Here is a 22,688-nt window from a genome sequence, read left to right on the forward strand (position 1 = left end):
AGGGAGCGGCGAAGCGCGGGCGTATATAGGAAGGTTCGCTGGAACTCAACCCGCCGTCAGCCAGGCCTCCAGCCGGGCGGCCTTGTCCAGGTCCTTCGGCCGGCCGAAGAGCTTCAGGATGCGAAGCTGGTCGGCGGCGGACGGGATGCCCGCGGGCACGTCCAGAAGCCGTCCGCGCACCTTCAGACCGCCCATCACCTCGACCGGCCCCCAGGGCGTGACGTAGCGGGCGAAGTCCGCGGATCGAAACGGACCGTCGGGCGCCTTCGCCTTACCCGGCTCCAGCCACCCGCTCCAGACCGCCCGCAGGCGCTGCGCTCCGTCGACTCCGGTCACGACGTCGAGGTCAGCCGCGTCCTCGATCGGCACGCCCAACAGGATGAGGGCGCCGCTGCCGATCAGGCTCCACGGCGCGGCGAAGGCGTCCAGGTCGGGCGCCAGCCGTTGGACCAGCGCCTCGACCTCGACCGGGGTCACGTCACGCCGCCTCGAAGATCGCCGCGATGCCCTGGCCGCCGCCGATGCACATGGTCTCCAGGCCGTACTTGCCGTCGCGGCGCTTCAGTTCACGCAGCAGATTGGCCAGGATCCGGCCGCCGGTGGCGCCGATCGGGTGGCCCAGGCTGATGCCCGAGCCGTTGACGTTCAGGCGGTCGCGCTCGTCCCAGCCCCAGCCCTTCAGCACGGCCAGCACCTGCGGCGCGAAGGCCTCGTTCAGCTCGACCAGATCGATGTCGTCCCAGCCCATGCCGGTCCGCTCGAACAGCCGCTTCACCGCCGGCACCGGGCCGATGCCCATGCGCGACGGATCGCAGCCGGCAGCGGCCCAGCTCACGAAGTAGCCCATGGGATCGAGGTTCAGCTCGGCCAGCTTGTCCTCGGCCACCACCAGGCAGGCCGCGGCGGCGTCGTTCTGCTGGCTGGCGTTGCCGGCCGTCACCACGCCGTCCTTCTCGATGGCGCGCAGCTTGCCCAGCGTCTCCATGCTGGCGTCGGCGCGGACGCCCTCGTCCTTGGCGAAGACGACCGGGTCGCCCTTCTTCTGCGGCACCGAGACCGGCACCAGCTCGTCGTCGAACTTCCCTTCGGCCCAGGCCTTGGTGGCGCGCTGGTGGCTCATCACCGCGTACTCGTCGGCCTGCTCGCGGCTGATCTGATAGTCGCGCGCCAGGTTGTCGGCCGTCTCGATCATGCCCGAGATGACGCCGAACCGGCTGATCGGCTGACTCATCACCCGGCCGCGGGCCAGGCGGTCGTGCATGGTCACCGAGCCCGCCCGCGCCCCATTGCGCATGTCCAGCGAGTAGTACTCGGTGTTGCTCATGCTCTCGACGCCGCCGGCGATCACCACGTCGGCCACGCCAGTCTGCACCATCATCGCCGCGTCAATCACCGCCTGCAGGCCCGAGCCGCAGCGGCGGTCCAGCTGATAGCCGGGCACCTCGATGGGGAAGTCCGCCGCCAGCAGCGACCAGCGGGCGATGCAGGGCGCCTCGCCGTTGCCGTAGCCCTGGGCGAAGATGACGTCGTCCACCTTGGCCGGGTCCAGCTTCGTGCGCTCGATCAGCGCCCGAAGGATCACGGCGCCCAGCTCGCCGGCGGTCATGGACGCCAGGCTCCCCTGGAACTTGCCCACAGCGGTGCGGATGGGGCTGACGATGGCGGCGCGTCTCACGTGGGCTTCCTCCGAACGAACGTTTGTCGTCCCCTGAAGCCGGGCGCGCCGGGCGTCAAGCGCTTAGCCGTTCCACGCCGGCGTCCGCTTCTCCATCCAGGCCTTCACGCCCTCCCGGTAGTCGGGCGTCTTCGACATCTCGACCAGCAGGGCCTCGGCCTCTTTCACAGACGTCGCGGCGTCGCGGTGCAGGTCACGGTAGATCTGGCGCTTGGTCTCTCGGGCCGAGCCCGGCGCGACGGTGCGGGCCAGGTTGCGGGCATAGGCCACAACCTCGTCCATTAGCGCCTCGGCCGGCACGATCCGGTTGAGGAAGCCCATGCGGTCGGCCTCCTCCGCCGTGAACACGCGGCTGGACAGCAGGATGTCGTTGGCGTGGGTCAGGCCCACGATCCGGGGCAGCAGCCACGACAGGCCGTACTCCGCCGGGAAGTTGAACCGCCCGTGTGCGGCCGTGAACTTGGCCCCCGGCACGCAGAACCGCAGGTCGGCATAGGCCGCCAGCACCAGGCCCACGCCCGCCGCCGCCCCGTTGATCGCCGCGATCACCGGCTTCCCGACGCCGAAGTGGTAGGCGAACGTCGCGTCGAAGGCAGGGTCCACGCCATAACCGGGCTCGGCGATGTCGTCGGGCGTCCCGGCGTCGTACTGGCCGCGCTCGGAATGCCCCTCCAGCGCCTGCAGGTCGGCCCCGGCGCAGAAGGCGTTCCCCTCGGGGTCGCCCGTCACCACGATCACGCGCACAGCCGGATCGTTGTCGGCCTCGCGCAGGATCCAGCGGTACTCGGTATGCATCCGCCCGGTCCACGCGTTGCGGCGCTTGGGGCGGGCCAGTGTCACCAGGGCGATGCCGTCGGTGACCTCGTAGCGGGTGGCTTTGAGTTCCATCACGCCACCATGAACCGCAGGATCAGGCCGTTCCAGAGGTCGTCGTCCTGTTCGCGCGCCTCGACCGTGCCCGGGACACCCAACTCATCCGCTACGCCGCGCCAGAACGCCTGGGCTCCGACATTCCGGCGAGCCACGGCCAACTCCCACTGCCCGGGCCGGCCGGCGATAGCCGCGCGCGCCGCCGCCTTCCCCACCCCGCCGCGACGATGTTTCCGCACCACGAAGAACTCGGCGACGCTGAAGTCCACCGGTCGGCCCGAGTGGGCGACGTCGTTGATCAGCACGAACCCGGCTAGATGGCCGTCCACCCGCACAAGGTAGGGCCACCGCTTGAGCTCGGACCAGTAGCTGTCGAGGTACGGGTAGTCTGCAAAGCGCCCGTCTTCCTGCAGCTCGCCCCGGTCGGTCCCGGCCCAGAAGTCGCTGAAGTCGTGGGTGTAGAACTGGAAGAGCGCGTCCAGCGCACCGCGCCGTTCCGGTCCGGCCAGCTGGAGTTCCACGTTCGGCATGACCCGCCCCAACGAAAAAGGGAGCGGCGTGTCCGCCGCTCCCTCGATCTCTAGCACGCGTCGGTGAGACGCTTAGGCGCCGACCGAACCGGTTTCCACCTTGAAGCCCGGGCCCATCGTCGACGAGAGGCTGATCTTCTTGATGTAGGTGCCCTTGGCGCCCGACGGCTTGGCCTTGTTGAGCGCGTCCACCAGCGCCTTCACGTTGATCGCGAGGGCTTCCTCGGTGAACGAGGCCTTGCCGATGCCGGCGTGGATGATGCCGGTCTTCTCGGTGCGGAACTCGATCGAGCCGCCCTTGGCGTCCTTCACGGCCTGGCCGACGTTCGGCGTCACGGTGCCGACGCGCGGGTTCGGCATCAGGCCGCGCGGGCCCAGAACCTTACCCAGACGGCCGACGAGGGCCATCATGTCGGGGGTGGCGATCACGCGATCGAAGTCCATGAAGCCGCCCTGGATCTTCTCGACCAGGTCTTCGGCCCCGACGATTTCCGCGCCGGCGGCGGTCGCTTCGGCGGCCTTGGCGTCCTTCGCGATGACCGCGACGCGGACGTCACGGCCGGTGCCCGACGGCAGAGCCACGACGCCGCGGACCTGCTGGTCGGCGTGACGCGGGTCGACGCCCAGGTTGACGGCGATCTCGATGCTTTCGTCGAACTTGGCGTTGGCGTTGGCCTTCACCAGCTTCACGGCGGCTTCCAGCGGATGAGCGACGGTGGTGTCGCCGGTCCAGGACTTGGTGCGCTTGGGTTGCTTAGCCATCGTCTCAGGCCTCCACGATCTGAAGACCCATCGAACGGGCCGAGCCCTCGATGATCTTGGCGGCGGCCTCGACGTCGTTCGCGTTGAGGTCCTTCATCTTCTTTTCGGCGATCTCGACCAGCTGGGCGCGCGTGATCTTGCCGGCGCTGTCGCGGCCCGGCAGCTTCGAGCCCGACTTGATGTTGAGCGCCTGCTTGATGAAGTACGACGCGGGCGGGGTCTTCGTGATGAAGGTGAAGGACTTGTCCTGGTAGACCGTGATCACGGTCGGCAGGGGCGTGCCCTTGGCTTCCTTCTCGGTGCGGGCGTTGAACTCCTTGCAGAAGCCCATGATGTTGACGCCGCGCTGACCCAGCGCCGGACCGATCGGCGGCGACGGGGTGGCGGAGCCCGCGGGCACCTGCAGCTTGATATAGCCCAAGATCTTCTTGGCCATCTTTGCTCCTCATGGCCGGAAACCCGGCCGGTTATGAGCCGTGGTGCGAGGTTGCGGTGGCCGCCCTCTCCCACGGATTTGAAATCGCGGCGAACCGCGAAGCGGGCGCGTTTAGCAGCTATGCCCTCCAGGGGCAACCGCGGCGCCCAGTCTCATGCCATCGTCACGGTGCGCCAAAAGTCCAGCGCAAAGGCGCGCGCATCGCCGAGGGGTGATGCGCGAAGGCGCTCACGGCACTTGGCGCGCCAGGCCAGGCGGGCCTCGCGGTCGGCGGCCAACGCCACCGCGCGCGCGACAAAGCCGTCCGTTGTGGCCGTGCTGAAGTCACTCAGACCCGCATTGGTGAGCAGCGAGTGGCTCAAGCGCTCGAAAACGCTTTGACCGGCCAGCGAAACGACAGGCACGCCGCTCCAGAGCGCCTCGCAGGTGGTCATGCCGCCCGTCAGCGGGAAGGTGTCCAGGGCGATGTCGATGTCGCCGTAGACGCGCATGTGGCCGGCACGGATCGGCGCCACCGCCAGCCTGTCGGACGCAACGCCGAGACGGGCGAAGTGAGCTAGGACATTCGCGCGGAACACGGCCGATCCGGTCTCCGGTCGCACGATCACCAGTCGCGATCCCGGAACAGCGGCCAGCACCCGCGCCCAGGCGTCCAGAGTCTCAGGTGTGTACTTGTACGGGCTGCCCGCCGACCCGAACGTGATCTTGCCCGAGCGCGCCTCAGGCAGGGCGCCGTTGAACGGCTGGCCGTCGTGGAAATAGGCCGGCGACAGCGAAAGCCATGTGGCAGGCAGCAGCCGCGGGCGCTCCTGCAGCAGGTCCGGGGCGCTGGGCATCAGATGCGGATCCAGCAGGATCTCGTCGATCGTCGAGAGGCCGGTGGATTGCGGATAGCCCAGCCAGCTGATCTGCCGCGGCGCCAGCCGGTGCGCCATGGCCTCCAGGCGATTGGAGTTGGTGGAGCCGCCGATCTCCACCAGCACGTCCGGCGCATCGGCAGCGATCGCCTGGGCCAGTTCGCGCGCGCCTGCGCCCGGCGCATGAAAGAACTTCGCCACCCGGGCCGCATAGTGCTGCTGCGCACGGTCGGGCGCGCCAGGGTGGGCCGAGTAGCAGAACACCTCGACGCCGGCCTCAGCTGCGTAGTCCGCCAGCGGGTCGGTCAGCGCGCCGACACCATGGTTGCGCAGGTCCGACGATACGATCGCCACCCTCGCCTTCGAACGCGGTCCTCGAGGCGCCGGGCGGATCGGGTCGGCGGCGGCGCGCCGCTCGGCGGCACGGCCCCAAGTGCGATGCTGGGCGACCAGCTCGCGGCGGTCCTCTTCGGTCTTCACCCGAGGCAGCTGATAGATCAGGCTGGGATGCTCGCCGCGCTCGGCCAGCCGTCGGCCGACCTCGGCGAAGGGCCAGCGCCGGTCGGCCTCGTGGTGAGCCGCCAGGCGCAGGAAGACACCCAGCGCCGCGCCCTCGGCGTCGGGCTCAAGCACGCCCGCATCGTGGGCGGCGGCGACGGCGTGATAGGCGGCCTCTAGCCGCTCAGCCTCGTTGGCGAGGTCGCCCAGCGAGGCCAACATCGCCCGACAGCGGACGCGCAGTGTTTCCTGCGCCGCGGCCAGATTCTGCGCGAGGTCGCGCGCGGTCGGGTCGATGGCCAAGCCTCGGCGGGCCGCGTCGACGGCGCCCACCGCGTCGCCGGCCATCAGGCGGGCCACCGCCAGCAGGTTCAGAAGCGGCGCGGACGAGGGCGAGTCGGCGAGCGCAGCCTCAGCCGCGGCGACGGCGTCCTCATGACGGCCTGTGGCGAGAAGCGCCGAAACGCCGGACTCGACCGCCGTGGGCATCGACCCGCTGCCTTAGCCGACCTTCTCGACCTGACCGTATTCCAGCTCGACCGGCGTGGCGCGGCCGAAGATGGACACCGTGACCCGCAGGCGGGCGCGCTCTTCGTCGACCTGTTCCACCGAGCCGTTGAAGCTGGCGAACGGACCGTCGGTGACGCGAACCTGCTCGCCGATCTCGAAGGAGATGGTCGGCTTCGGCCGCTCCACGCCCTCTTCGATGGCGCCCACGATGCGCTGGACTTCCTTTTCCGAGACCGGGATCGGCTTGGAGCCCGAACCCAGGAAGCCGGTGACCTTCGGGGTGTTCTTGATGAGGTGGTAGGCCTCGTCCGACAGCTCCATCTTCACCAGCACGTAGCCCGGGAAGAACTTGCGCTCGGAGTTCACCTTGCGGCCGCGACGGATCTCGACCACGTCCTCGGTCGGCACGAGGATCTCGGAGAAGAAGTCCTCGAGGCCCTGCTGCTTGGCCTGCTCGCGGATGCTCTCGGCCACCTTCTTCTCGAAGTTCGAGTAGGCGTGGACGATGTACCACTTGTGGCGCGGGTTGCCCTTCGGGGCGGAGACGGCTGCTTCAGACATGTTGTTCTTCTTATCCGCCGGTCGCGAGCTTCAGGAGCTGGGTGATCCCGAAATTCAGGATCGAGTTGACGATCCAGAAGAAGATCGCCGCCAGCGTGACCATGATCGCCACCATGACCGAGGTGATCCAGGTCTCCTTGCGGCTGGTCCAGGTGATCTTGCGCGCTTCGGCGCGAACCTCGCGGGCGAACTGCGCCAGCGAGGTCTTCTTCTTGGGGGCCGCAGCGGCAGCCGCGCCCGACGGCGAAGCCATGACGGCCGCAGTCTTGGCGGCGCGCTCGCGCATCGCTTGCGGGGAGGGTTTCCTGGCCATTCGGCTCTCAGACTCTCAAGTGGAGCGGCTGGGACCCGCCCGCGCTCCGGTTCAACACTTCAGACTATATAGGTGGTGGCAGGAGTGGAGGGACTCGAACCCACGACTTTCGGTTTTGGAGACCGACGCTCTACCAGCTGAGCTACACTCCTTCAGCACCCCTATCCGACCCGTCTCGTCCCGTTTTCCCAGGCCCGGGGCTAAGCACCCGTCGTCCGCGCTTCGGCGGCTAGAAAACTGAGACTCCAACGATGTCGGGTAGGACGCAGGCGTATGACTGAACCCGCCCCGGTTTTCAAGCCTCTTGCCGGATCGAACCTGCGGCTGAGCCGTTTGGCGGGCATGACGCAAAATCACGACCAGGCCTACAACCGCGACCAGGACCAGAAGCCGGGCTCGCCCCAGCGCATGGCCCAGGAGCCCAAGGGCGCCCAGGGCTCGGCGCGCTCCGGCAAGACCGCGACCGATCCAGCCAGCGGCGAGCACCGCACGGACGCGCCCGCGCCCAATCAGGCCGAGACTGACCAGATCGACGGCGCGAAGACTCGCCCGGGGTCAGGCGCCTAGGACGGCCGGTTGCCCACGCGCACGGAGCCGCCGCCCGACACCGACTTGGTCAGCGAGCCGGTGACTTCGCGCACCCGGATCGAGCCCAGGCCCGAGATCAACGCGTCGAGATCGTCGGCCGAGCCGTCGAAGTTCACCTTTCCGATGCCTGAGATCGATGCGCGCACCCGCGGGGCGCGCCCGCCGTCGACGGCGATCTGACCCACGCCCGACACGCGCGCCTCCACGGGGCCGGTCACTTCGCCCACCCGAACGTTCCCGGCGCCGGACAGATGGGCCTCGAGCCCGCCCTGCCCCACGCGCGTGGCCCGAATGCCGGCCGCACCCGACAGACGCACGTCGAGCCGCTCGGCCGCGCCCATGCGGACCTCGCCCGCGCCGGATTGGTGGACCTCGGCGGCGCCCGCGACATCGGCCACCGTCCACGCCGAACATCCCGAATTGCTGAGCTTCAGCGTTCCGGAGCGACCGATGGCGCCCTGCACCGCCCCGCCCGCCGTCACGTCGACGCCCCTCGGCGTGTAGATGACGATCTGGGGCATATCCTCGTAGGCCACCCGGCCTACGCCCCCGACCTTGACGCGGCGCCCTTCGCCCATCCCGTTGCAGTCGTGGATGCGGCGGCGCAGGTCGCCGTCGATGGTGGTCTGGCCTCCGCTCGTCGTGATCTGCAGCGGCAGTTCCGGGTGGGCCTTGATGATATCGACCTTGATGTCGGCCCGGTCCTGCGGAACCACGGTGACCCGGGCGACGGCGTCGCGGATCTCGACCGACGCCGCCTGCGCGCCGCCCGCGGTGAATGCGGCGACCGCCGCGAGGATCGCCATCGAAAGTCGCATGTCTTCAGCTCCCAACCTGGCCGGAAGCTAGTCGCGGCGTACGCGGGCCACAGCTTAATTCGAGGTCATGACAGAGACGTCACCTTCCCTCGCTCCAGAGGGACAGGCGGCGAAGCCGCCAGGGTGAGGCCGTGTGGGCCAGAACTCAGAGGCAGGTGAGGATCAAGACTCCCTCACCCTGCCGCTGACGCGGCCGGTCCCTCCCCATCAAGGGAGGGAATGAGAAAGGGCCGCCGGATTGCTCCAGCGGCCCTCTGTCCGTCGGTGATGTGAGCCCTGAGGCTTACTTCACGATCTTGGTGACGACGCCCGAACCCACCGTGCGGCCGCCTTCGCGAATGGCGAAGCGCAGACCCTGGTCCATGGCGATCGGCGTGATCAGCTCGATGTTCAGCTCGGCGTTGTCGCCGGGCATGATCATCTCCACGCCTTCCTTCAGCTTGATGATCCCGGTCACGTCCGTGGTCCGGAAGTAGAACTGCGGACGATAGTTGGTGAAGAACGGCGTGTGACGGCCCCCCTCTTCCTTCGTCAGGATGTAGGCTTCCGCCGTGAACTCGGTGTGCGGCGTGATCGAGCCCGGCTTGCAGAGCACCTGGCCCCGCTCGACGTCTTCACGCTTGGTGCCGCGCAGCAGCACGCCCACGTTGTCGCCCGCCTGACCCTGGTCCAGCAGCTTGCGGAACATCTCGACGCCCGTGCAGGTCGTCTTCTGGACGTCGCGGATGCCGACGATCTCGACTTCCTCGCCGACCTTCACGATGCCCTTCTCGATACGACCCGTCACCACCGTGCCGCGGCCCGAGATCGAGAACACGTCTTCCACCGGCATCAGGAACGGCTGATCCACCGGACGCTCCGGCTGCGGAATGTAGGCGTCCACCGAAGCCATCAGCTCCAGGATCTTCGTCTCGCCGATCTCCGGGTTACGACCCTCGACCGCCGCCAGCGCCGAACCCTTCGTGATCGGGATGTCGTCGCCCGGGAACTCGTAGCTCGACAGAAGTTCGCGAACTTCCATCTCGACGAGCTCCAGCAGCTCCTCGTCGTCGACCATGTCCACCTTGTTCATGAACACGACCAGCGCCGGCACACCCACCTGACGGGCCAGCAGGATGTGCTCGCGCGTCTGCGGCATCGGACCATCCGCCGCCGACACCACCAGGATCGCGCCGTCCATCTGCGCCGCACCCGTGATCATGTTCTTCACGTAGTCGGCGTGGCCGGGGCAGTCGACGTGCGCGTAGTGACGGTTCGCCGTCTCATATTCCACGTGCGCCGTGTTGATCGTGATCCCGCGCGCCTTCTCTTCCGGCGCCGCGTCGATGTCCGCGTACGACATCGCCTTCGCACCACCAGCCTTCGCCAGCGTCATCGTGATCGCCGCCGTCAGCGTCGTCTTCCCATGGTCAACGTGACCAATCGTGCCGATGTTGCAGTGCGGCTTGTTACGTTCGAACTTCTCTTTGGCCATCTGGGTCCTGCCGGCGTTCTCTAAAACTTGCGCTTCAAGGAGCTGGAGCGGGTAGCGGGAATCGAACCCGCATCCTCAGCTTGGAAGGCTGCTGCACTACCATTGTGCTATACCCGCCAAAGCCCGAAGCGGACATAGTCCGGTTCAGATCCTCGCTTAGCTTCCGATCGCAAGCGATCGGAGGGCGGGAGCCGCCGCAACTCCTCAGTGAACTTCAAGCGCGTGGTGGGGGAAGTAGGACTCGAACCTACGAAGCCATTACAGCAGGGGATTTACAGTCCCCCCCCTTTGCCACTCGGGACATTCCCCCAGCGCGCTCAGAGCCCCTACGCCTCTGCCATCGGCAGAAACGCAAGGTCCGACCTAGGATCATGACGACTGCCGGACCGGCTTCCACCGCTTCGGTTGTCACGCTCCGGCGGGGCCTTCTGAGAAAAGGCTTCCGCCTTGGGACGCGAGGGGCGTAATGCCCGCAACTCTCGTCCTAAAAGCGGCTGCCCACCGAGGGGGCCCCAAATCGGAGCGCGTCTTATAGTGGCCTCGCCTCGCGAACGCAACGACGCCCGAAAGGGTGCGAACTTCCGACCCAAGTCCGGGGCGAAACCTCAAGGAAATCCGCAGGACAAGCCCTATTCACGGCCCCGCCAGGACCGCCGCGCGGGCCCGCCGGGCGACGATTGGATCTGGGGCTGGCACGCCGTCGAGGCGGCCCTGGCGAATCCGAAGCGGGAGAAGCCCCAGCGCCTGGTGGTCACGCCCGACAAGGCCAGGCAGGTCGAAGCGAAGTTCGGGCGCAAGGTGAATTTCGAGGTCGCCGACGCCCACCAGATCGGCCTGCTGCTGCCCCAGGGCGCGGTTCACCAGGGCGTCGCGCTCCGCCCTGCCCCGCTGGAGGACGTCGACCTCGAGGCCTTCGAGGCGCGTCCCGGCGCCGTCGTGTTGGTCCTGGACCAGGTGACCGATCCGCAGAACGTGGGGGCGATCCTGCGCTCGGCCGCGGCGTTCGGCGTCGCGGGCATGGTGCTGCAGGACCGCCACGCGCCCAAGCTGACCGGCGCGCTGGCCAAGGCTGCCGCCGGCGCTGTCGAGCGCGTGCCGGTGGCGCGGGTGGTGAACCTGTCTCGCGCGTTGGACGACCTGTCGAAGCTGGGCTGGCGCACCGTGGGCCTGGCCGGCGAGGCCGACCTGGGCCTCGCACAGGCGCTGAACGGCGAGCCGACCGTCCTCGTCATGGGGTCCGAAGGCGAAGGCCTGCGCCGCCTGGTGGCCGAGCACTGCGACGACCTGGCGAAGATCCCCATGCCCGGTGACTTCGAGAGCCTGAACGTCTCCGCCGCCGCGGCCATCGCCCTTTACGAGGCGTCGCGTCCTCGCTGACGCAACAACTCGCAACGCCTCGCAGGTCGGCGCACCTACCTGCGCCGGCCGCAGCTGACCATAACCCGCGCCTCCAACGATTGGGGTGCAACCATGACTCACAAGTTCAACTTCATCGGGGCCGCCGCCGGCGCTCTTGTTCTCAGCGCGTCGACGGCCGATGCGGGCACGCTGCTCGCCGGCTACGCCCAGCAGAACGGCCAGTTCGGGGTGACCGCGCAGGACGGAAACACGCTCGCCCAGACCGGAGGCGCGGCCGCCAGCCAGAAGGTCGTCGGCCTGACCTATGGAGCCGACAGCTACTACGCGGCCGGGGCCGGCGCGCCCAGCAACAACATCACCCGATACGACACGGCCGGCGGCTTCATCGGCGACATCAAGTTCGGTCCGCTGCTCGACCTCGGCCCCCTCGCCTTCGGCGCGGGCTCTGTCTTCATTGCCTACGAGTCGCAGATCACCGCCTCGTTCGGTGTCGGGTCCTTGAGCTCCGACCTCGGCTTTGACGCCACATTCGACGTCGAGATCCCGGAGATGGCGACGGGCCTGGCGTTCGGCGCCGACAGCCTGTTCGTCGCTTACGGCTCGCACCTGGCGCAATACGGCCTCAACGGGGACCTGCTGCACGCCTTCGACTTCGGCGTGCCGAAGCTGGGCGCCTTGGCCTACGGCGACGGTATGCTCTATGCGGCCTTCGCCAATGGCTCGAACCAGGGTTGGGCCGGGTTCGACCCGGCGGTCCTCTTCGCCACCGGCTCAGGCAGCGGTCTCAGCGTTTCCACCGGCTCGAAGGTCAACGGCTTGGCCTTTGGGGACGGCGGCGTCTTCGCCAGCTTCGACCACGAGCTCGTGAAGTACGACAAGGACGGCAATGTGCTGGCTGTCGTAGACACCGGGCGGCGGGTGAACGGCCCGCTGGCCTTCGTTTCCGACACGGGCGCGGTTCCGGAGCCCTCGGCGTGGCTGCTGATGATCCTGGGCTTCGGAACGACCGGCGCCGCCTTGCGCGCTCGCCGGCGAGTCGCGGTCGCCTGAGCCTGACTCGTCCCTCGCGTAAGAGATCGCTGACAATCGCCTGCGAACCTGCGACCCATCCGTCGTTGGGGAGACGTGCGTTGTCAGGGGATGATTTTCCGTCGCGGCTGTTGCTGGCGCTGAAGGCGCTGTCGATCAGCCGCGGCCGATTGGCCTCGGAGCTGGCCGTAGACAAATCAGTGATCAGTCGCTGGCTTTCGGGCCGGCAGGCGCCCACCGGGCAGAACCTCGCCAATCTCACCGCGCTGGTCGCCAGTCACCGGCCGGGCTTTAGCCTGCTCGACTGGGAAAGTGACCTCGACGCGCTCTCGGCCAAACTGGGCGTCGCCCCGGAAGGTTCGAACACCTCCTGGGGGCCGCTCGGCGGCTGGCTGGCCGAGTCCGTTCTTCGCGAGACAAAGACCCTTACCGACCTGCGCGGCGACGCCTACGAGGGCCACTGGCGTACGACCCGACCCGCGATCGGCCAGCCCGGCCGGTTCGTTCACGACGCCTGCCTCATCCGGCGGGCCGAGAACGGCTTCCTCACGACCCGCATCGCGGTCGAGGACATGCGCTTCGAGGGCTGGACGTTCATGACCCAGACCCAGCTGTTCTCGGTGCTGTCCGAGCCGCGCACGGGCATGTTCACCTTCTCGATCTTCAACGCGGTGCTGCGTCATCGCGCCGAGGTGCTGGACGGGGTGTCCATGGGCTTGCAACGCGTCGGCGGCGGCTCCCCCGCGGCCATGGGCTGTCTTATGGAGCGTGTCGGCTTCCTGAGCGGCGATCGGGCGGCCGATGACGCCGCGTTCGAGGCCGCCGCCCAGGCAGATCCTCTGGCCCCCGACGGCTCGATCACGCCCGAGGTCGCGGCCCGGCTCATGCCTGACGTGGGCCCGACCGCCCTGGCGGCGGGCGGCATGGCGATCCTGCACATGCCCTTCGCCACCTCCCTTTCGCGTGGTCCGCACCTCTAGCGTCCGGAATTCGCGCGACGCGCGAAACGCAACAACTCGCAACAAATCGAAGGTTGGCGCGCCTACCGTTGCGCGAACGAACCCCGCATCTAGCCGCCCAACGCGGCGACGCCGCCAACGACATCGGGATGCGACATATGCGGTTTCCATTCGTCCTCGCCATCGGGATGGCGGGCATTCTGGCCTTGGCGTCGGCAACGCGCGCCGACGCCGCCAATCCGGTCCACTACACGGACAGCGCCGCGTTCCACGCGCTGGGCGCGATACAACAGCTGACGGACTTCGACGCCCTCTACCCTGGGGCCGACACCATGTTTCTGGACGATGTCTTCGTCGACGGTGACATCAGCATCACGGGACCGTCCGAAAACTCGCTGATCGCGAAGGGCAGCGCCCCCTACTTCGCCGTCCGCAACAGCTTTGCGAACAACAACAACACCATCGCCGGGGACATCACCGCGCCCGGCTACGACATGATCACATTCTGGATCGGCGATCTGCTGGGCAGCGACGCGGTCACGATCACCTTCACGCTCAACGACGGCTTCTACGGTACAGGCGTGATGTCCTGGCCGGCGCAGGAAGGGTTCCGCTTCCACGGGTTCGTCGCGCCGCAGGGCAAGTACTTCACCAGCTTCGGCGTGCTGGGGAATGACACCAACGGCCTGCACCGGATCGGCCTCGCCCAGATCGAGCTCGGGAAGACCGGCGCCGTTCCGGAACCCGCGACGTGGGGTCTCATGATCTTCGGCCTGGGTGCGGTTGGGGTCATGTTCCGCCGCCGAGCTCTGGTCAGCGCCCCAGTCTGACCAGCTTGCGCGCCTGCCCCCCTGAAACAGGACGCGATGCGGCGGAGGCGGCGGTTCGGCAGTTGCAGCCGGCCGCCGCCTGACGCATTGAGGGCGCGATGTTTGCAGAGCTGTTCACGCCCGCGGCGCTTTCGGCGCTCTTTCAGGTCCTGATGATCGACCTGGTCCTGGCCGGCGACAATGCCGTGGCCGTGGGCCTGGCGGCCGGCGGCCTGCCCCCGGCCCTGCGGCGCAAGGCGATCTTCTGGGGCCTCGTCGCCGCGGTCGTCACCCGCATAGCCTTTGCCCTGGTCACCACCCAGTTGCTCGGCATCATCGGGCTGCTGTTCGCCGGCGGCGTGCTTCTGCTATGGGTCTGCTGGAAGATGTGGCGCGAGTTGCGCGACCAGGCTGCGGCCGGCGAGGAGGCCGCCGAAGCGGCGCTCGATTCAGACCCCACCACCGAGCCCAAGGTGAAGCCCAAGTCCTTCAAGGACGCGCTGATCCAGATCCTGATCGCCGACGTTTCGATGTCGCTGGACAACGTGCTGGCGGTGGCCGGCGCGGCCCGCGAGCATCCGACGATCCTGGTGTTCGGCCTTCTGCTGTCGATCGCGCTGATGGGCGTGGCGGCCCACGGCATCGCCCGTCTGCTGCACAAGTACCGCTGGATCGGTTACATCGGCCTGCTGATCGTCCTGTACGTGGCGCTGCACATGATGTGGCAGGGCGGCCGCGACGTGATCGACGATCTCGGCTGGACGGCGCAATACAACGCCGCCGTCCCCGATTTCCTGGACATCCATCCGAAGACGCCGGCCCCGGCGCACTGACGACGGACGCCAGCGCGTCATCGCCGGATTTGGACGCGCGGTTCTTGAGCCGGGTTAGGCTTACGCCGTCTCCGCCCCGCCGAAGCGTTCGCGCCACTCGGCGACCTGGGTGTCCTCGACCTTGCGGAACAGCACGTCCGGCGCGCGGATCGCGCGGCCCGGCTCCAGCGTGGTCAGCAGGTCGCCCTCGCCGGTCGGCCAGCCGCCCACCTCCGCCTCGCCCAGCGCCTCGGCGATCACCTTGGCCGTGGCCGGGATGAACGGCGCCGACAGGCGGGCGAACAGCGCCACCAGGTTCAGGCCCACGCGCACCGACACGCCGGCCCGGACAGGATCGGTCTTGAAGGCCGTCCAGGGCGCCGCCTCGGTCAGGTACTGGTTCCCCAGCACCCAGATCTGGCGCAGCGTCGTCGCCGACTTGCGGAACTCACGCGCTTCCATGTGCGCCGTCAGCTCAGCCAGCTTGGCCGAGACATCCGCCTGCAGCTTGGTCTCCAGGTCGCCCCACTCGCCGCCGACGGGGACCTTCCCCTCGAACCGGCTCTCGGCGAACTTGCAGATGCGGTTGACGAAGTTGCCCAGCACGTCGGCCAGGTCGGCGTTCACCTGGTCGCGGAACTGCTCCCAGGCGAAGGTCGAGTCCGAGCTCTCGGGCGCGTTGGCGATCAGCCACCAGCGCCAGTAGTCGGCCGGCAGCAGCTCCAGCGCCTGGTCCATGAAGACCCCGCGCTTCTGCGACGTCGAGAACCGCCCGCCGTAGTAGTCCAGCCAGTTGAAGCCCTTGAGGTCGTCGACCAGCTTCCACGGTGTGTTGCTGCTGGGCGTCCAGCGGCCCGCGCCGTCGCGGCGCTCGTTGATCCCCATCAGCGTGCAGGGGAAGCCCACGGTGTGGAAGGGCACGTTGTCCTTGCCCATGAACTCCACATAGGTGACGTCGGCCGCGCCGGGCTGGCGCCACCAGCGCTCCCAGTCCTCGTCCTTGGGCGCCCGGCCCTCGGCGGCGGCCTGCGCATCGGCCCATTCCCAGGTGGCGCCGATGTACTCGATCGGCGCATCGAACCAGACGTAGAAGACCTTGCCTTCCAGCCCGGCCACATCGGGCTTCTGGCCGTCCGGGTTCGGTCCCCAGTCGGCGGCGTTCACCGGCACGCCCCATTGCAGGTCACGGGTGATGCCGCGGTCCTGCAGGCCCTCGTCCAGCCACTTCAGCGCGATCGAGGTGACCAGATTCGGCCACGTCCCGCGCTTGGCCTCGATCCCCTCGCGCAGGCGATCGGCGAACAGGCTCTGGCGCAGGAACAGGTGCTTGGAGTCGCGGATCTCGATCTCGGTCGAGCCCGACAGCGCCGAGCGCGGGTGCAGCAGGTCGGCCGGGTCCAGCACCCGCGTGCAGTTCTCGCACTGGTCGCCGCGCGCGGCTTCGTAGCCGCAGTGCGGGCACGTGCCGATCACATAGCGGTCGGGCAGGAAGCGCTTGTCGGCCAGCGAATAGACCTGCTGGGTCACCCGCTCCTCGATGAAGCCGGCCTCCCACAACTGCTGGGCGAAGCTCTGCGTCAGCTTGCGGTTCTGCGGCGACGACGAGCGGCCGAAGTGGTCCCACGACATGCCGAAGCCGCGGCCCATGGCGTGAAGCTTGTCGTGCGCCAGCGCGCAGAACTCGGCCACCGGCAGGCCGGCCTCGACCGCGGCCAGTTCGGCCGGCGTGCCATGCTCGTCGGTGGCGCAGATGTAGAGCGTCTCGCGGCCGCGGGCCCGCTGGAAGCGCGCGTAGACGTCCGCCGGCAGCATCGAGCCCGCCAGGTTCCCCAGGTGCTTCGCGCCGGCGGCGTACGGCAGGGCCGAGGTGATGAGGATACGGGACATGGACCGGTCAGGGCTGGAGTAGGACGTTTCAGGAAGAGCGGGGCTTATAGGCTGCTCAGGTCGTTCGCCAAAGTCCGCCGCGCAAGAAATGCTCGCCAAGGCCCGCAACCGGCGCAAACCTCGGTTTCATGGGGCGGCCGCGACCGTCTGAGTCGCGCTGGAAAAGAGCCGCCCAACGGGAGGTTCGATATGCCGATACGTACACGGGAGGTTCGATATGCCGATACGTACAACGTCGCTGGCGGCGGTGACCGCTTGCCTGCTTCTGGCCGGATGCAGCGAGAAGGCTGCCGCCCCGGCGCCCGAGGCCCAGGCCGAAGCGCCGAAGAAGTCGCTGGCCCGCCAGGTCCAGTTCTACCAGGGCCAGGACAACGTCCAGGCGATCACGTCGGCGACGGTGAAACCCGTCGCGGGCGGCGGCTATGATCTGGAAGCCAAGGTCACCACCGACGGCGGCGGCTGGACCAAGGTCGGGTTCCTGCCCCGCGTCTACGCCGCGACCCCGCCCGACGGCATCTATGAGGTCGACGTCGTCGGCGACAAGCCCGCCACGCCGGGCGCCGCCGGCCCCACGCCCGTCGACGTGAAGAGCGGCTGGGACCGCTACAAGGACGGCCGGGTCAAGGGGGTGAGGTTCATCTCAAAGACCAACGAGGTCGTGGCGATGGTGGGCGGCTGAAGGTCGGCGCAGGCGCGTCCCGCCGGTGCGCGAGTGCGGCCGAGGGGCCTTTCGCCCCTCAGCCGGCCCCGCGCGTCACATCGGCGGCGCTTTGCCGTTCTCGCCGATCGACACCGAGCCGGCCATTAGCTGGCCGCCGGCGCCCTTCTGCACGACCATGAACACCGGGATGCCCGGCTTCACCTGAGCGCGCGTGCCGCCGGTGATCTGCACGATCGGCACGTTCTTCGGCACGGTGATCGTCCGCTTGCCATAGGTGTAGTTCACCTCGAGCTGGCGGCTGCCCTTCTTGCCGGCCACCACGGTGCCGACGGTGCCGTTGGTCATCATCGAGCCCGGCTTCTTGTCCCAGCCGTAGTGGCCCTCGCCCATCTTCACGCCGGGCGGGAAGACGTGGACTTCCAGCGACCGGCCAGTCCCATCCTTCTGCGGCATCTCGGCGGTGCCGATGAAGCTGCCCGGCTTGATCGCGTCCGGCTCGACCGGCTTCATCACCGCGACGGTCCAGTTGGGGGTGAGCGTTACCTTGGTGGAGCCCTTCGGGCCCTTCACGGTCAGCGAGTTGGCGTCCATCGCCGTCACGGTGCCCCGCACCGTGCTGGGCGCCGCCGGCGCCTGGGCCCACGCCGCGCCCCCTGCAAGGCTAGCGGCCGAAAGCGTCACCACGGCCGCGGCCGCCATCGCAGTTTTGAACATCTCTTCGTCTCCCTTGCTGACGCCGTCAGAGCGGTCCCTTGAACACGAAGAAAGCCCCGAGCGCGATGAAGCCGAACCCGATCAGGTGGTTCGCCGTCAAGCGTTCCCCCAAGTAAGTCACCGAGAAAACCGCGAAGACTCCCAGGGTGATGACTTCCTGCATCGTCTTCAGCTCGGCGGGGGAATAGACCGCCCGGCCGATCCGGTTGGCGGGCACGGCCAGCCAGTATTCGAAGAACGCGATACCCCAACTGGCCAGGACGATGATCCAGAGCGGCCCCTTCTCGACCTTCAAGTGCCCGTACCAGGCGAACGTCATGAACACGTTCGAGGCGACCAGCATCAGGATCGGAAGGATCGCGGTCGAGGAGAGGCTCATCGGCGATTCGTCCTTAACGTGGGTCCAAAGCGACCTATAACCTGCACCGGTTTGCAGGTGGGGATTCCGGTATGGCGGGATGGTGGAAGGCCCTTGGGCTGGGCGTGGTGCTGGCGGTGGCCGCCTGCAGCCCGAAGGCGGAGAAGGCGTCGGCCGAGGGCGGCACGCTCAGGATCTACAACTGGTCCGACTACATCGACCCTGACCTGCTCAGCCAGTTCACCAAGGAGACCGGCATCAAGGTCACCTACGACACCTTCGATTCCAACGAGGTGCTCGAAACGAAAGTTCTGCAGGGCGGCACCGGCTACGATCTGGTGGTCCCGTCCAACCACAACGTCCCGCGCTACATCACCGCCGGCGCGATCCAGCCGCTGGACAAGAGCAAGCTGCCCGGCCTCGACAAGCTGTCGCCCGACGTGCGGGCGCACATGGAGCCGTTCGACGCGGGCGGGAAGTATGTCGTCCCCTATATGCAGGGCACGATCGGCATCGGCTACAACGCCGAAAAGGTGCGCCAGCGCCTGGGCGACATGAAGATCGACAGCTGGGCGGTGGTGTTCGATCCCGCCGTACTGGCCAAGCTCAAGGACTGCGGCGTCTATTTCCTGGACGCGTCCGAGGACATGTACGCCGTGGCCCTCAACTATCTGGGCAAGGACCCGAATTCGACGAAGGTCGAGGACTACAACGCCGCCACGGCCCTCATGCTGAAGGCGCGGCCCTACGTGAAGAAGTTCCACTCCTCGGAGTACATCGACGCCCTGGCCAACGGGGATATCTGCGTCGCCATCGGCTATTCGGGCGACGTGCTGCAGGCCAAGGACCGCGCCGACGACGCCAAGAACGGCGTCAACATCGCCTACGCCGTACCCAAGGAGGGCAGCCAGGTGTGGTTCGACGTCTTCGCGATCCCCAAGGACGCGCCGAACGCTGCAGCCGCCCACACGTTCATGGCCTTCATGCTGCGTCCCGAGATCATCGCCAAGGCGTCGAACGCCACCCGCTACGCCAACCCCAACGCGGCGGCGACGTCGCTGGTCGACGCCGATCTGCGCAACGATCCGAACGTCTACGTCACGCCCGAGGTGTCCAAGCGCCTCTTCGTCACCACCACCAAGGGCCAGGATCTGCTGCGCGACGTGAACCGCCAGTGGACCCGGGTGCTGACCGGGCGGTGAGCGGCCGCCCGCAGAGCCCCCGGCCGCAGATCGGGGGCATCCGCGAGACGTTCGCGCCCTGGGCCGATCCGCAGGCGCGGCCGCTGGTGCGCTTCGACGGCGTCTCCAAGGCGTTCGGCGATACGACGGCGGTCAATGACGTCAGCCTCTCGATCTACGAGCGCGAGTTCTTCGCCCTGCTCGGCCCCTCGGGCTGTGGCAAGACCACCCTGATGCGCATGCTGGCCGGGTTCGAGCAGCCCGATGCGGGCCGCATCCTGCTGGCCGACCGCGACATCCAGGCCGACCCGCCCCACCGGCGGCCGGTCCACATGATGTTCCAGGCTTATGCGCTCTTCCCGCACCTCTCGGTCGCCCAGAACATCGCGTTCGGTCTGAAGCAGCAGAAGATGGCCCGGGACGAGATCGCGCCGCGCGTCGAGGAGATGCTGTCGCTCGTCCGGCTCGAGGGCATGGGCAAGCGCCGCATCGACCAGCTCTCGGGCGGCCAGCGGCAGCGGGTGGCCCTGGCCCGCGCCCTGGCGCCGCGTCCGCGCATCCTGCTGCTGGACGAGCCCATGGCCGCCCTCGACAAGAAGCTGCGCGAGGAGACCCAGTTCGAGCTGATGGCCCTGCAGCAGACCCTGGGCATGACCTTCATGATCGTCACCCACGACCAGGACGAGGCCATGGTGGTCGCCGACCGGATCGCGGTGATGCGCGAGGGCCGGATCGTCCAGGTGGGTCGCCCGGCCGAGGTCTACGAGGCGCCGGCCGACCGCTACGTCGCGGGCTTCATCGGCGACATCAACCTCTTCGAGGGCCGCGTGGCGGCGTCCGAGAACGGCGTCGTGCACCTCGTCTCCGAGGACGGAACCTTCGAGGCCGAGGGGACCGGACCGGTCGGCGAGACGGCCTGGGTCGCCGTGCGGCCCGAGAAGATCGCGGTCCACGCCGAGCCGCCGCCGCAGGGCGCCAACACGCTCGCCGGCCGCATCCTCGACTATGGCTACCTGGGCGACTGGACCACCTATCTGGTCGAGACCTCGCCCGGCCGCACGATCCGCGCCGCGCGCGCCAACGCCACGCGGGCCACCGACCGGCCGCTGGGCTGCGACGACCCGGTCTGGCTCACCTTCGCGCCCTCCAGCGCCGTGGTGCTCACCCGGTGAGACGCGAGCGTTCCGCCCTCGCCGCCCTCGTTCCCTTCCTGTGGCTGGCGGTGTTCTTCGCCTTCCCGTTCCTGCTGGTGGCCAAGCTGTCGCTGTCGGACGCGGCCCTGGCGATGCCGCCCTATGCGCCGCGCATCGACTGGAGCCAGGGTCTGGCGGGCATCCAGGCCTTCCTGGGCGGTCTCGACGGCGAGACCTACGCCCGCCTCACCCAGGACCGCCTCTATCTCGACGCCTACCTGTCCAGCCTGCGGCTGGCCGCGACAGGCACGCTGATCCTGCTGCTGATCGGCTATCCCATCGCCTACGGCATCAGCCGCTGCCCGCCGCGCCTGCGCCAGGCGCTGGTGATGGCCGTCATCCTGCCCTTCTGGACCAGCTTCCTGATCCGCATCTACGCCTGGATCGCCATCCTGAAGCCCGCCGGCCTCCTGAATGTGGTCCTCGCCCGGCTGGGCCTGCCCGCCGTCGACATTCTCAACACCGAGACCGCCGTCCTGCTGGGCCTGGTCTACGCCTACCTGCCCTTCATGGTGCTGCCGCTCTACGCCGTTCTCGACCGCCAGGACGAGAGCCTGATCGAGGCGGCCCAGGACCTGGGGGCCACGCCGCTCAGCGCCTTCTGGCGCGTGACCTTCCCGATGTCGCTGCCGGGCGCGGCGGCCGGCGCCCTGCTCTGTTTCATCCCCATGGCCGGCGAGTTCGTGATCCCCGACCTGCTGGGGGGCTCCGAGACCCTGATGCTGGGCAAGGTCATCTGGACCGAGTTCTTCGCCAACCGCGACTGGCCCGCCGCCTCGGCGGTCGCCATCGTGCTCCTGGCCACCCTGACCATCCCGATCCTGCTGTTCGAGCGGCAGCAGGCCAAGGTGCTGCGATGAGAAAGGGCCCCTCCGCCTTCAACGTCGCCTCGGTGGTCCTGGGCCTCGCGTTCCTCTACGCGCCGATCGTCATCCTGGTGGTCTATTCGTTCAACGCGAGCCGGCTGGTCACGGTCTGGGGCGGCTTCTCCACGCGCTGGTATGTCGCCCTCTTACAGGACGCCCAGATGCTGGACGCGATCTGGGTGACGCTGCGGGTCGGCGCCCTCTCGGCCACCCTCGCCACCGTCGTCGCGACCTTCGCCGCCTTCGCCCTCGTCCGGGCCGGCCGCTTCCGGGGGCGCACGGCGCTGGCCGGGGGCATCTACGCGACCCTGGTGATGCCCGAGGTGATCCTGGGGCTTTCGTTGCTCCTGCTGTTCGTCTCGATCGGGCTGCCGCGCGGGTTCTGGACGGTGACCCTCAGCCACGCGACGCTCACCCTGGCCTACGCCACGGTGGTCATCCAGGCCCGCCTCGCCACCTTCGACCGCAGCCTGGAGGAAGCCGCCCAGGACCTCGGATGCCCGCCGTGGAAGGCCTTCGCGCTGGTGACGCTCCCCGGCATCGCGCCGGCCGTAGCGGCGGCCTGGATGCTGGCCTTCACCCTCTCGCTGGACGACCTCGTGATCGCCAGCTTCGCCTCCGGCCCCGGCGCCACCACCCTGCCCATGCGGCTCTACAGCCAGGTGCGGCTGGGCGTGGATCCCAAGATCAATGCGGTGTCGACGCTGTTGATCGGCCTCGTGGCCACCGGCGTCATCGCGGCCTACCTGGCCCAGCAGCATCAGCAGCGGCGGCGCAGGGCGCGCTGAGCACGGCCCGCTGAGAATGGGCGCGCTCAGCCAGCGCCTCAGGCGGTCCGGTCGGCAGCCTTGTGACCCTTACGCGCCACCGGCCGGACCGCCTGGGCCAACGCCCCCCCGAGCGTCGGACGCCTGGCTTGCACCCCCGCACCCGCCAGGCCGTCGGGGGCGCGGCGTCCCGTCCCGGCA

General features: G+C 68.5%; 25 protein-coding genes and 3 tRNA genes. 11 read left to right on the top strand and 17 right to left on the bottom strand.

Features of this window, described 5'->3' with window-relative positions:
* Nucleotides 1–45 precede the first annotated feature (45 nt).
* The 10 genes from ACQ66R_RS03560 to ACQ66R_RS03605 form a co-directional block, all read right to left on the bottom strand.
* Nucleotides 46–477 carry a hypothetical protein gene (locus ACQ66R_RS03560; protein WP_430419298.1) on the bottom strand — a complete coding sequence of 144 codons (432 nt, stop codon included), beginning with the start codon at nucleotides 475–477 and terminating at the stop codon, nucleotides 46–48.
* A gap of 1 nt (nucleotide 478) precedes the next feature.
* On the bottom strand, nucleotides 479–1,675 hold the full coding sequence (locus tag ACQ66R_RS03565; protein ID WP_430419300.1) for an acetyl-CoA C-acetyltransferase: 1,197 nt from the start codon (nucleotides 1,673–1,675) through the stop codon (nucleotides 479–481).
* Nucleotides 1,676–1,738: 63 nt separating this feature from the next.
* A complete protein-coding gene (locus tag ACQ66R_RS03570; protein ID WP_430419301.1) occupies nucleotides 1,739–2,563 on the bottom strand; it encodes an enoyl-CoA hydratase-related protein in 825 nt (274 codons plus the stop codon).
* A complete protein-coding gene (locus ACQ66R_RS03575) occupies nucleotides 2,563–3,075 on the bottom strand; it encodes a GNAT family N-acetyltransferase (RefSeq protein WP_430419303.1) in 513 nt (170 codons plus the stop codon). Before ACQ66R_RS03575 ends, ACQ66R_RS03570 begins: the two co-directional genes overlap by 1 nt.
* 72 nt (nucleotides 3,076–3,147) lie before the next feature.
* On the bottom strand, nucleotides 3,148–3,837 hold the full coding sequence (gene rplA / locus ACQ66R_RS03580; protein WP_430419305.1) for a 50S ribosomal protein L1: 690 nt from the start codon (nucleotides 3,835–3,837) through the stop codon (nucleotides 3,148–3,150).
* Between the two features lie 4 nt (nucleotides 3,838–3,841).
* Nucleotides 3,842–4,273 (bottom strand): 50S ribosomal protein L11, encoded by a 432-nt coding sequence (gene rplK, locus ACQ66R_RS03585; protein WP_293363011.1) that lies wholly within the window; start codon nucleotides 4,271–4,273, stop codon nucleotides 3,842–3,844.
* Nucleotides 4,274–4,425: 152 nt separating this feature from the next.
* Nucleotides 4,426–6,117: a hypothetical protein gene (locus ACQ66R_RS03590; protein WP_430419307.1), complete on the bottom strand. Its 1,692-nt coding sequence runs from the start codon at nucleotides 6,115–6,117 to the stop codon at nucleotides 4,426–4,428.
* 12 nt (nucleotides 6,118–6,129) lie between these two features.
* The gene (nusG, locus tag ACQ66R_RS03595; protein ID WP_421935790.1) at nucleotides 6,130–6,699 is read right to left on the bottom strand and encodes a transcription termination/antitermination protein NusG; all 570 of its coding nucleotides are present in this window, start codon (nucleotides 6,697–6,699) and stop codon (nucleotides 6,130–6,132) included.
* Between the two features lie 10 nt (nucleotides 6,700–6,709).
* Complete coding sequence (gene secE / locus ACQ66R_RS03600; RefSeq protein WP_430419310.1) at nucleotides 6,710–7,012, bottom strand: preprotein translocase subunit SecE; 303 nt, start codon at nucleotides 7,010–7,012, stop codon at nucleotides 6,710–6,712.
* Nucleotides 7,013–7,088: 76 nt separating this feature from the next.
* Nucleotides 7,089–7,164 (bottom strand) — tRNA-Trp (locus ACQ66R_RS03605).
* A 121-nt stretch (nucleotides 7,165–7,285) separates the two neighbouring features.
* On the opposite strand from ACQ66R_RS03605, the gene ACQ66R_RS03610 reads away from it, so the two are divergent.
* On the top strand, nucleotides 7,286–7,579 hold the full coding sequence (locus ACQ66R_RS03610; RefSeq protein WP_430419312.1) for a hypothetical protein: 294 nt from the start codon (nucleotides 7,286–7,288) through the stop codon (nucleotides 7,577–7,579).
* Here the strand turns inward: ACQ66R_RS03610 and ACQ66R_RS03615 are convergent.
* The 4 genes from ACQ66R_RS03615 to ACQ66R_RS03630 all read right to left on the bottom strand — a co-directional run bounded on the left by ACQ66R_RS03615 (nucleotide 7,576) and on the right by ACQ66R_RS03630 (nucleotide 10,202).
* Complete coding sequence (locus ACQ66R_RS03615; protein ID WP_430419314.1) at nucleotides 7,576–8,418, bottom strand: GIN domain-containing protein; 843 nt, start codon at nucleotides 8,416–8,418, stop codon at nucleotides 7,576–7,578. The two genes, ACQ66R_RS03610 and ACQ66R_RS03615, sit on opposite strands and share 4 nt — an antisense overlap.
* 283 nt (nucleotides 8,419–8,701) lie before the next feature.
* Complete coding sequence (gene tuf / locus ACQ66R_RS03620; protein WP_430419316.1) at nucleotides 8,702–9,892, bottom strand: elongation factor Tu; 1,191 nt, start codon at nucleotides 9,890–9,892, stop codon at nucleotides 8,702–8,704.
* A 43-nt stretch (nucleotides 9,893–9,935) separates the two neighbouring features.
* Nucleotides 9,936–10,009, bottom strand: a tRNA-Gly gene (locus ACQ66R_RS03625).
* A 106-nt stretch (nucleotides 10,010–10,115) separates the two neighbouring features.
* Nucleotides 10,116–10,202, bottom strand: a tRNA-Tyr gene (locus tag ACQ66R_RS03630).
* A gap of 224 nt (nucleotides 10,203–10,426) precedes the next feature.
* Between ACQ66R_RS03630 and rlmB the strand changes: the two genes are divergently transcribed.
* The 5 genes from rlmB (at nucleotide 10,427) to ACQ66R_RS03655 (ending at nucleotide 14,881) form a co-directional block, all read left to right on the top strand.
* A complete protein-coding gene (rlmB, locus tag ACQ66R_RS03635) occupies nucleotides 10,427–11,269 on the top strand; it encodes a 23S rRNA (guanosine(2251)-2'-O)-methyltransferase RlmB (RefSeq protein WP_430419318.1) in 843 nt (280 codons plus the stop codon).
* 93 nt (nucleotides 11,270–11,362) lie between these two features.
* Nucleotides 11,363–12,301 carry a PEPxxWA-CTERM sorting domain-containing protein gene (locus tag ACQ66R_RS03640; RefSeq protein ID WP_430419320.1) on the top strand — a complete coding sequence of 313 codons (939 nt, stop codon included), beginning with the start codon at nucleotides 11,363–11,365 and terminating at the stop codon, nucleotides 12,299–12,301.
* 80 nt (nucleotides 12,302–12,381) lie between these two features.
* A complete protein-coding gene (locus ACQ66R_RS03645) occupies nucleotides 12,382–13,260 on the top strand; it encodes a helix-turn-helix domain-containing protein (RefSeq protein ID WP_430419322.1) in 879 nt (292 codons plus the stop codon).
* Nucleotides 13,261–13,397: 137 nt separating this feature from the next.
* Complete coding sequence (locus ACQ66R_RS03650; protein ID WP_430419324.1) at nucleotides 13,398–14,069, top strand: PEPxxWA-CTERM sorting domain-containing protein; 672 nt, start codon at nucleotides 13,398–13,400, stop codon at nucleotides 14,067–14,069.
* Between the two features lie 98 nt (nucleotides 14,070–14,167).
* Nucleotides 14,168–14,881, top strand: a complete 714-nt coding sequence (locus ACQ66R_RS03655) for a TerC family protein (protein ID WP_430419326.1) — start codon at nucleotides 14,168–14,170, stop codon at nucleotides 14,879–14,881.
* A 60-nt stretch (nucleotides 14,882–14,941) separates the two neighbouring features.
* Here the strand turns inward: ACQ66R_RS03655 and metG are convergent, their stop codons facing one another.
* Nucleotides 14,942–16,747, bottom strand: coding sequence for a methionine--tRNA ligase (metG, locus tag ACQ66R_RS03660; RefSeq protein WP_430419328.1), 1,806 nt, complete (start codon nucleotides 16,745–16,747; stop codon nucleotides 14,942–14,944).
* Nucleotides 16,748–16,964: 217 nt separating this feature from the next.
* On the opposite strand from metG, the gene ACQ66R_RS03665 reads away from it, so the two are divergent.
* Nucleotides 16,965–17,426 carry a hypothetical protein gene (locus ACQ66R_RS03665; protein WP_430419330.1) on the top strand — a complete coding sequence of 154 codons (462 nt, stop codon included), beginning with the start codon at nucleotides 16,965–16,967 and terminating at the stop codon, nucleotides 17,424–17,426.
* A gap of 75 nt (nucleotides 17,427–17,501) precedes the next feature.
* Here the strand turns inward: ACQ66R_RS03665 and ACQ66R_RS03670 are convergent, their stop codons facing one another.
* Both ACQ66R_RS03670 and ACQ66R_RS03675 read right to left on the bottom strand, forming a co-directional pair.
* Entirely contained in the window at nucleotides 17,502–18,122 is a 621-nt protein-coding gene (locus ACQ66R_RS03670; RefSeq protein ID WP_430419332.1) for a hypothetical protein, read from the bottom strand.
* Between the two features lie 25 nt (nucleotides 18,123–18,147).
* Nucleotides 18,148–18,501, bottom strand: a complete 354-nt coding sequence (locus tag ACQ66R_RS03675; protein ID WP_430419334.1) for a DMT family protein — start codon at nucleotides 18,499–18,501, stop codon at nucleotides 18,148–18,150.
* A gap of 71 nt (nucleotides 18,502–18,572) precedes the next feature.
* Between ACQ66R_RS03675 and ACQ66R_RS03680 the strand changes: the two genes are divergently transcribed.
* From ACQ66R_RS03680 to ACQ66R_RS03695, 4 genes are read left to right on the top strand one after another with little or no spacing between them, the layout of a single operon-like run.
* Nucleotides 18,573–19,682 carry a polyamine ABC transporter substrate-binding protein gene (locus ACQ66R_RS03680; protein WP_430419336.1) on the top strand — a complete coding sequence of 370 codons (1,110 nt, stop codon included), beginning with the start codon at nucleotides 18,573–18,575 and terminating at the stop codon, nucleotides 19,680–19,682.
* Nucleotides 19,679–20,833: an ABC transporter ATP-binding protein gene (locus ACQ66R_RS03685; protein WP_430419338.1), complete on the top strand. Its 1,155-nt coding sequence runs from the start codon at nucleotides 19,679–19,681 to the stop codon at nucleotides 20,831–20,833. Before ACQ66R_RS03680 ends, ACQ66R_RS03685 begins: the two co-directional genes overlap by 4 nt.
* Complete coding sequence (locus ACQ66R_RS03690) at nucleotides 20,830–21,714, top strand: ABC transporter permease (RefSeq protein ID WP_430419339.1); 885 nt, start codon at nucleotides 20,830–20,832, stop codon at nucleotides 21,712–21,714. Before ACQ66R_RS03685 ends, ACQ66R_RS03690 begins: the two co-directional genes overlap by 4 nt.
* On the top strand, nucleotides 21,711–22,508 hold the full coding sequence (locus tag ACQ66R_RS03695; RefSeq protein WP_430419341.1) for an ABC transporter permease: 798 nt from the start codon (nucleotides 21,711–21,713) through the stop codon (nucleotides 22,506–22,508). Before ACQ66R_RS03690 ends, ACQ66R_RS03695 begins: the two co-directional genes overlap by 4 nt.
* The last annotated feature ends 180 nt before the right edge of the window (nucleotides 22,509–22,688 follow it).

This window comes from Phenylobacterium sp., assembly GCF_965284355.1.
In the GTDB taxonomy this organism is placed as follows: domain Bacteria; phylum Pseudomonadota; class Alphaproteobacteria; order Caulobacterales; family Caulobacteraceae; genus Phenylobacterium.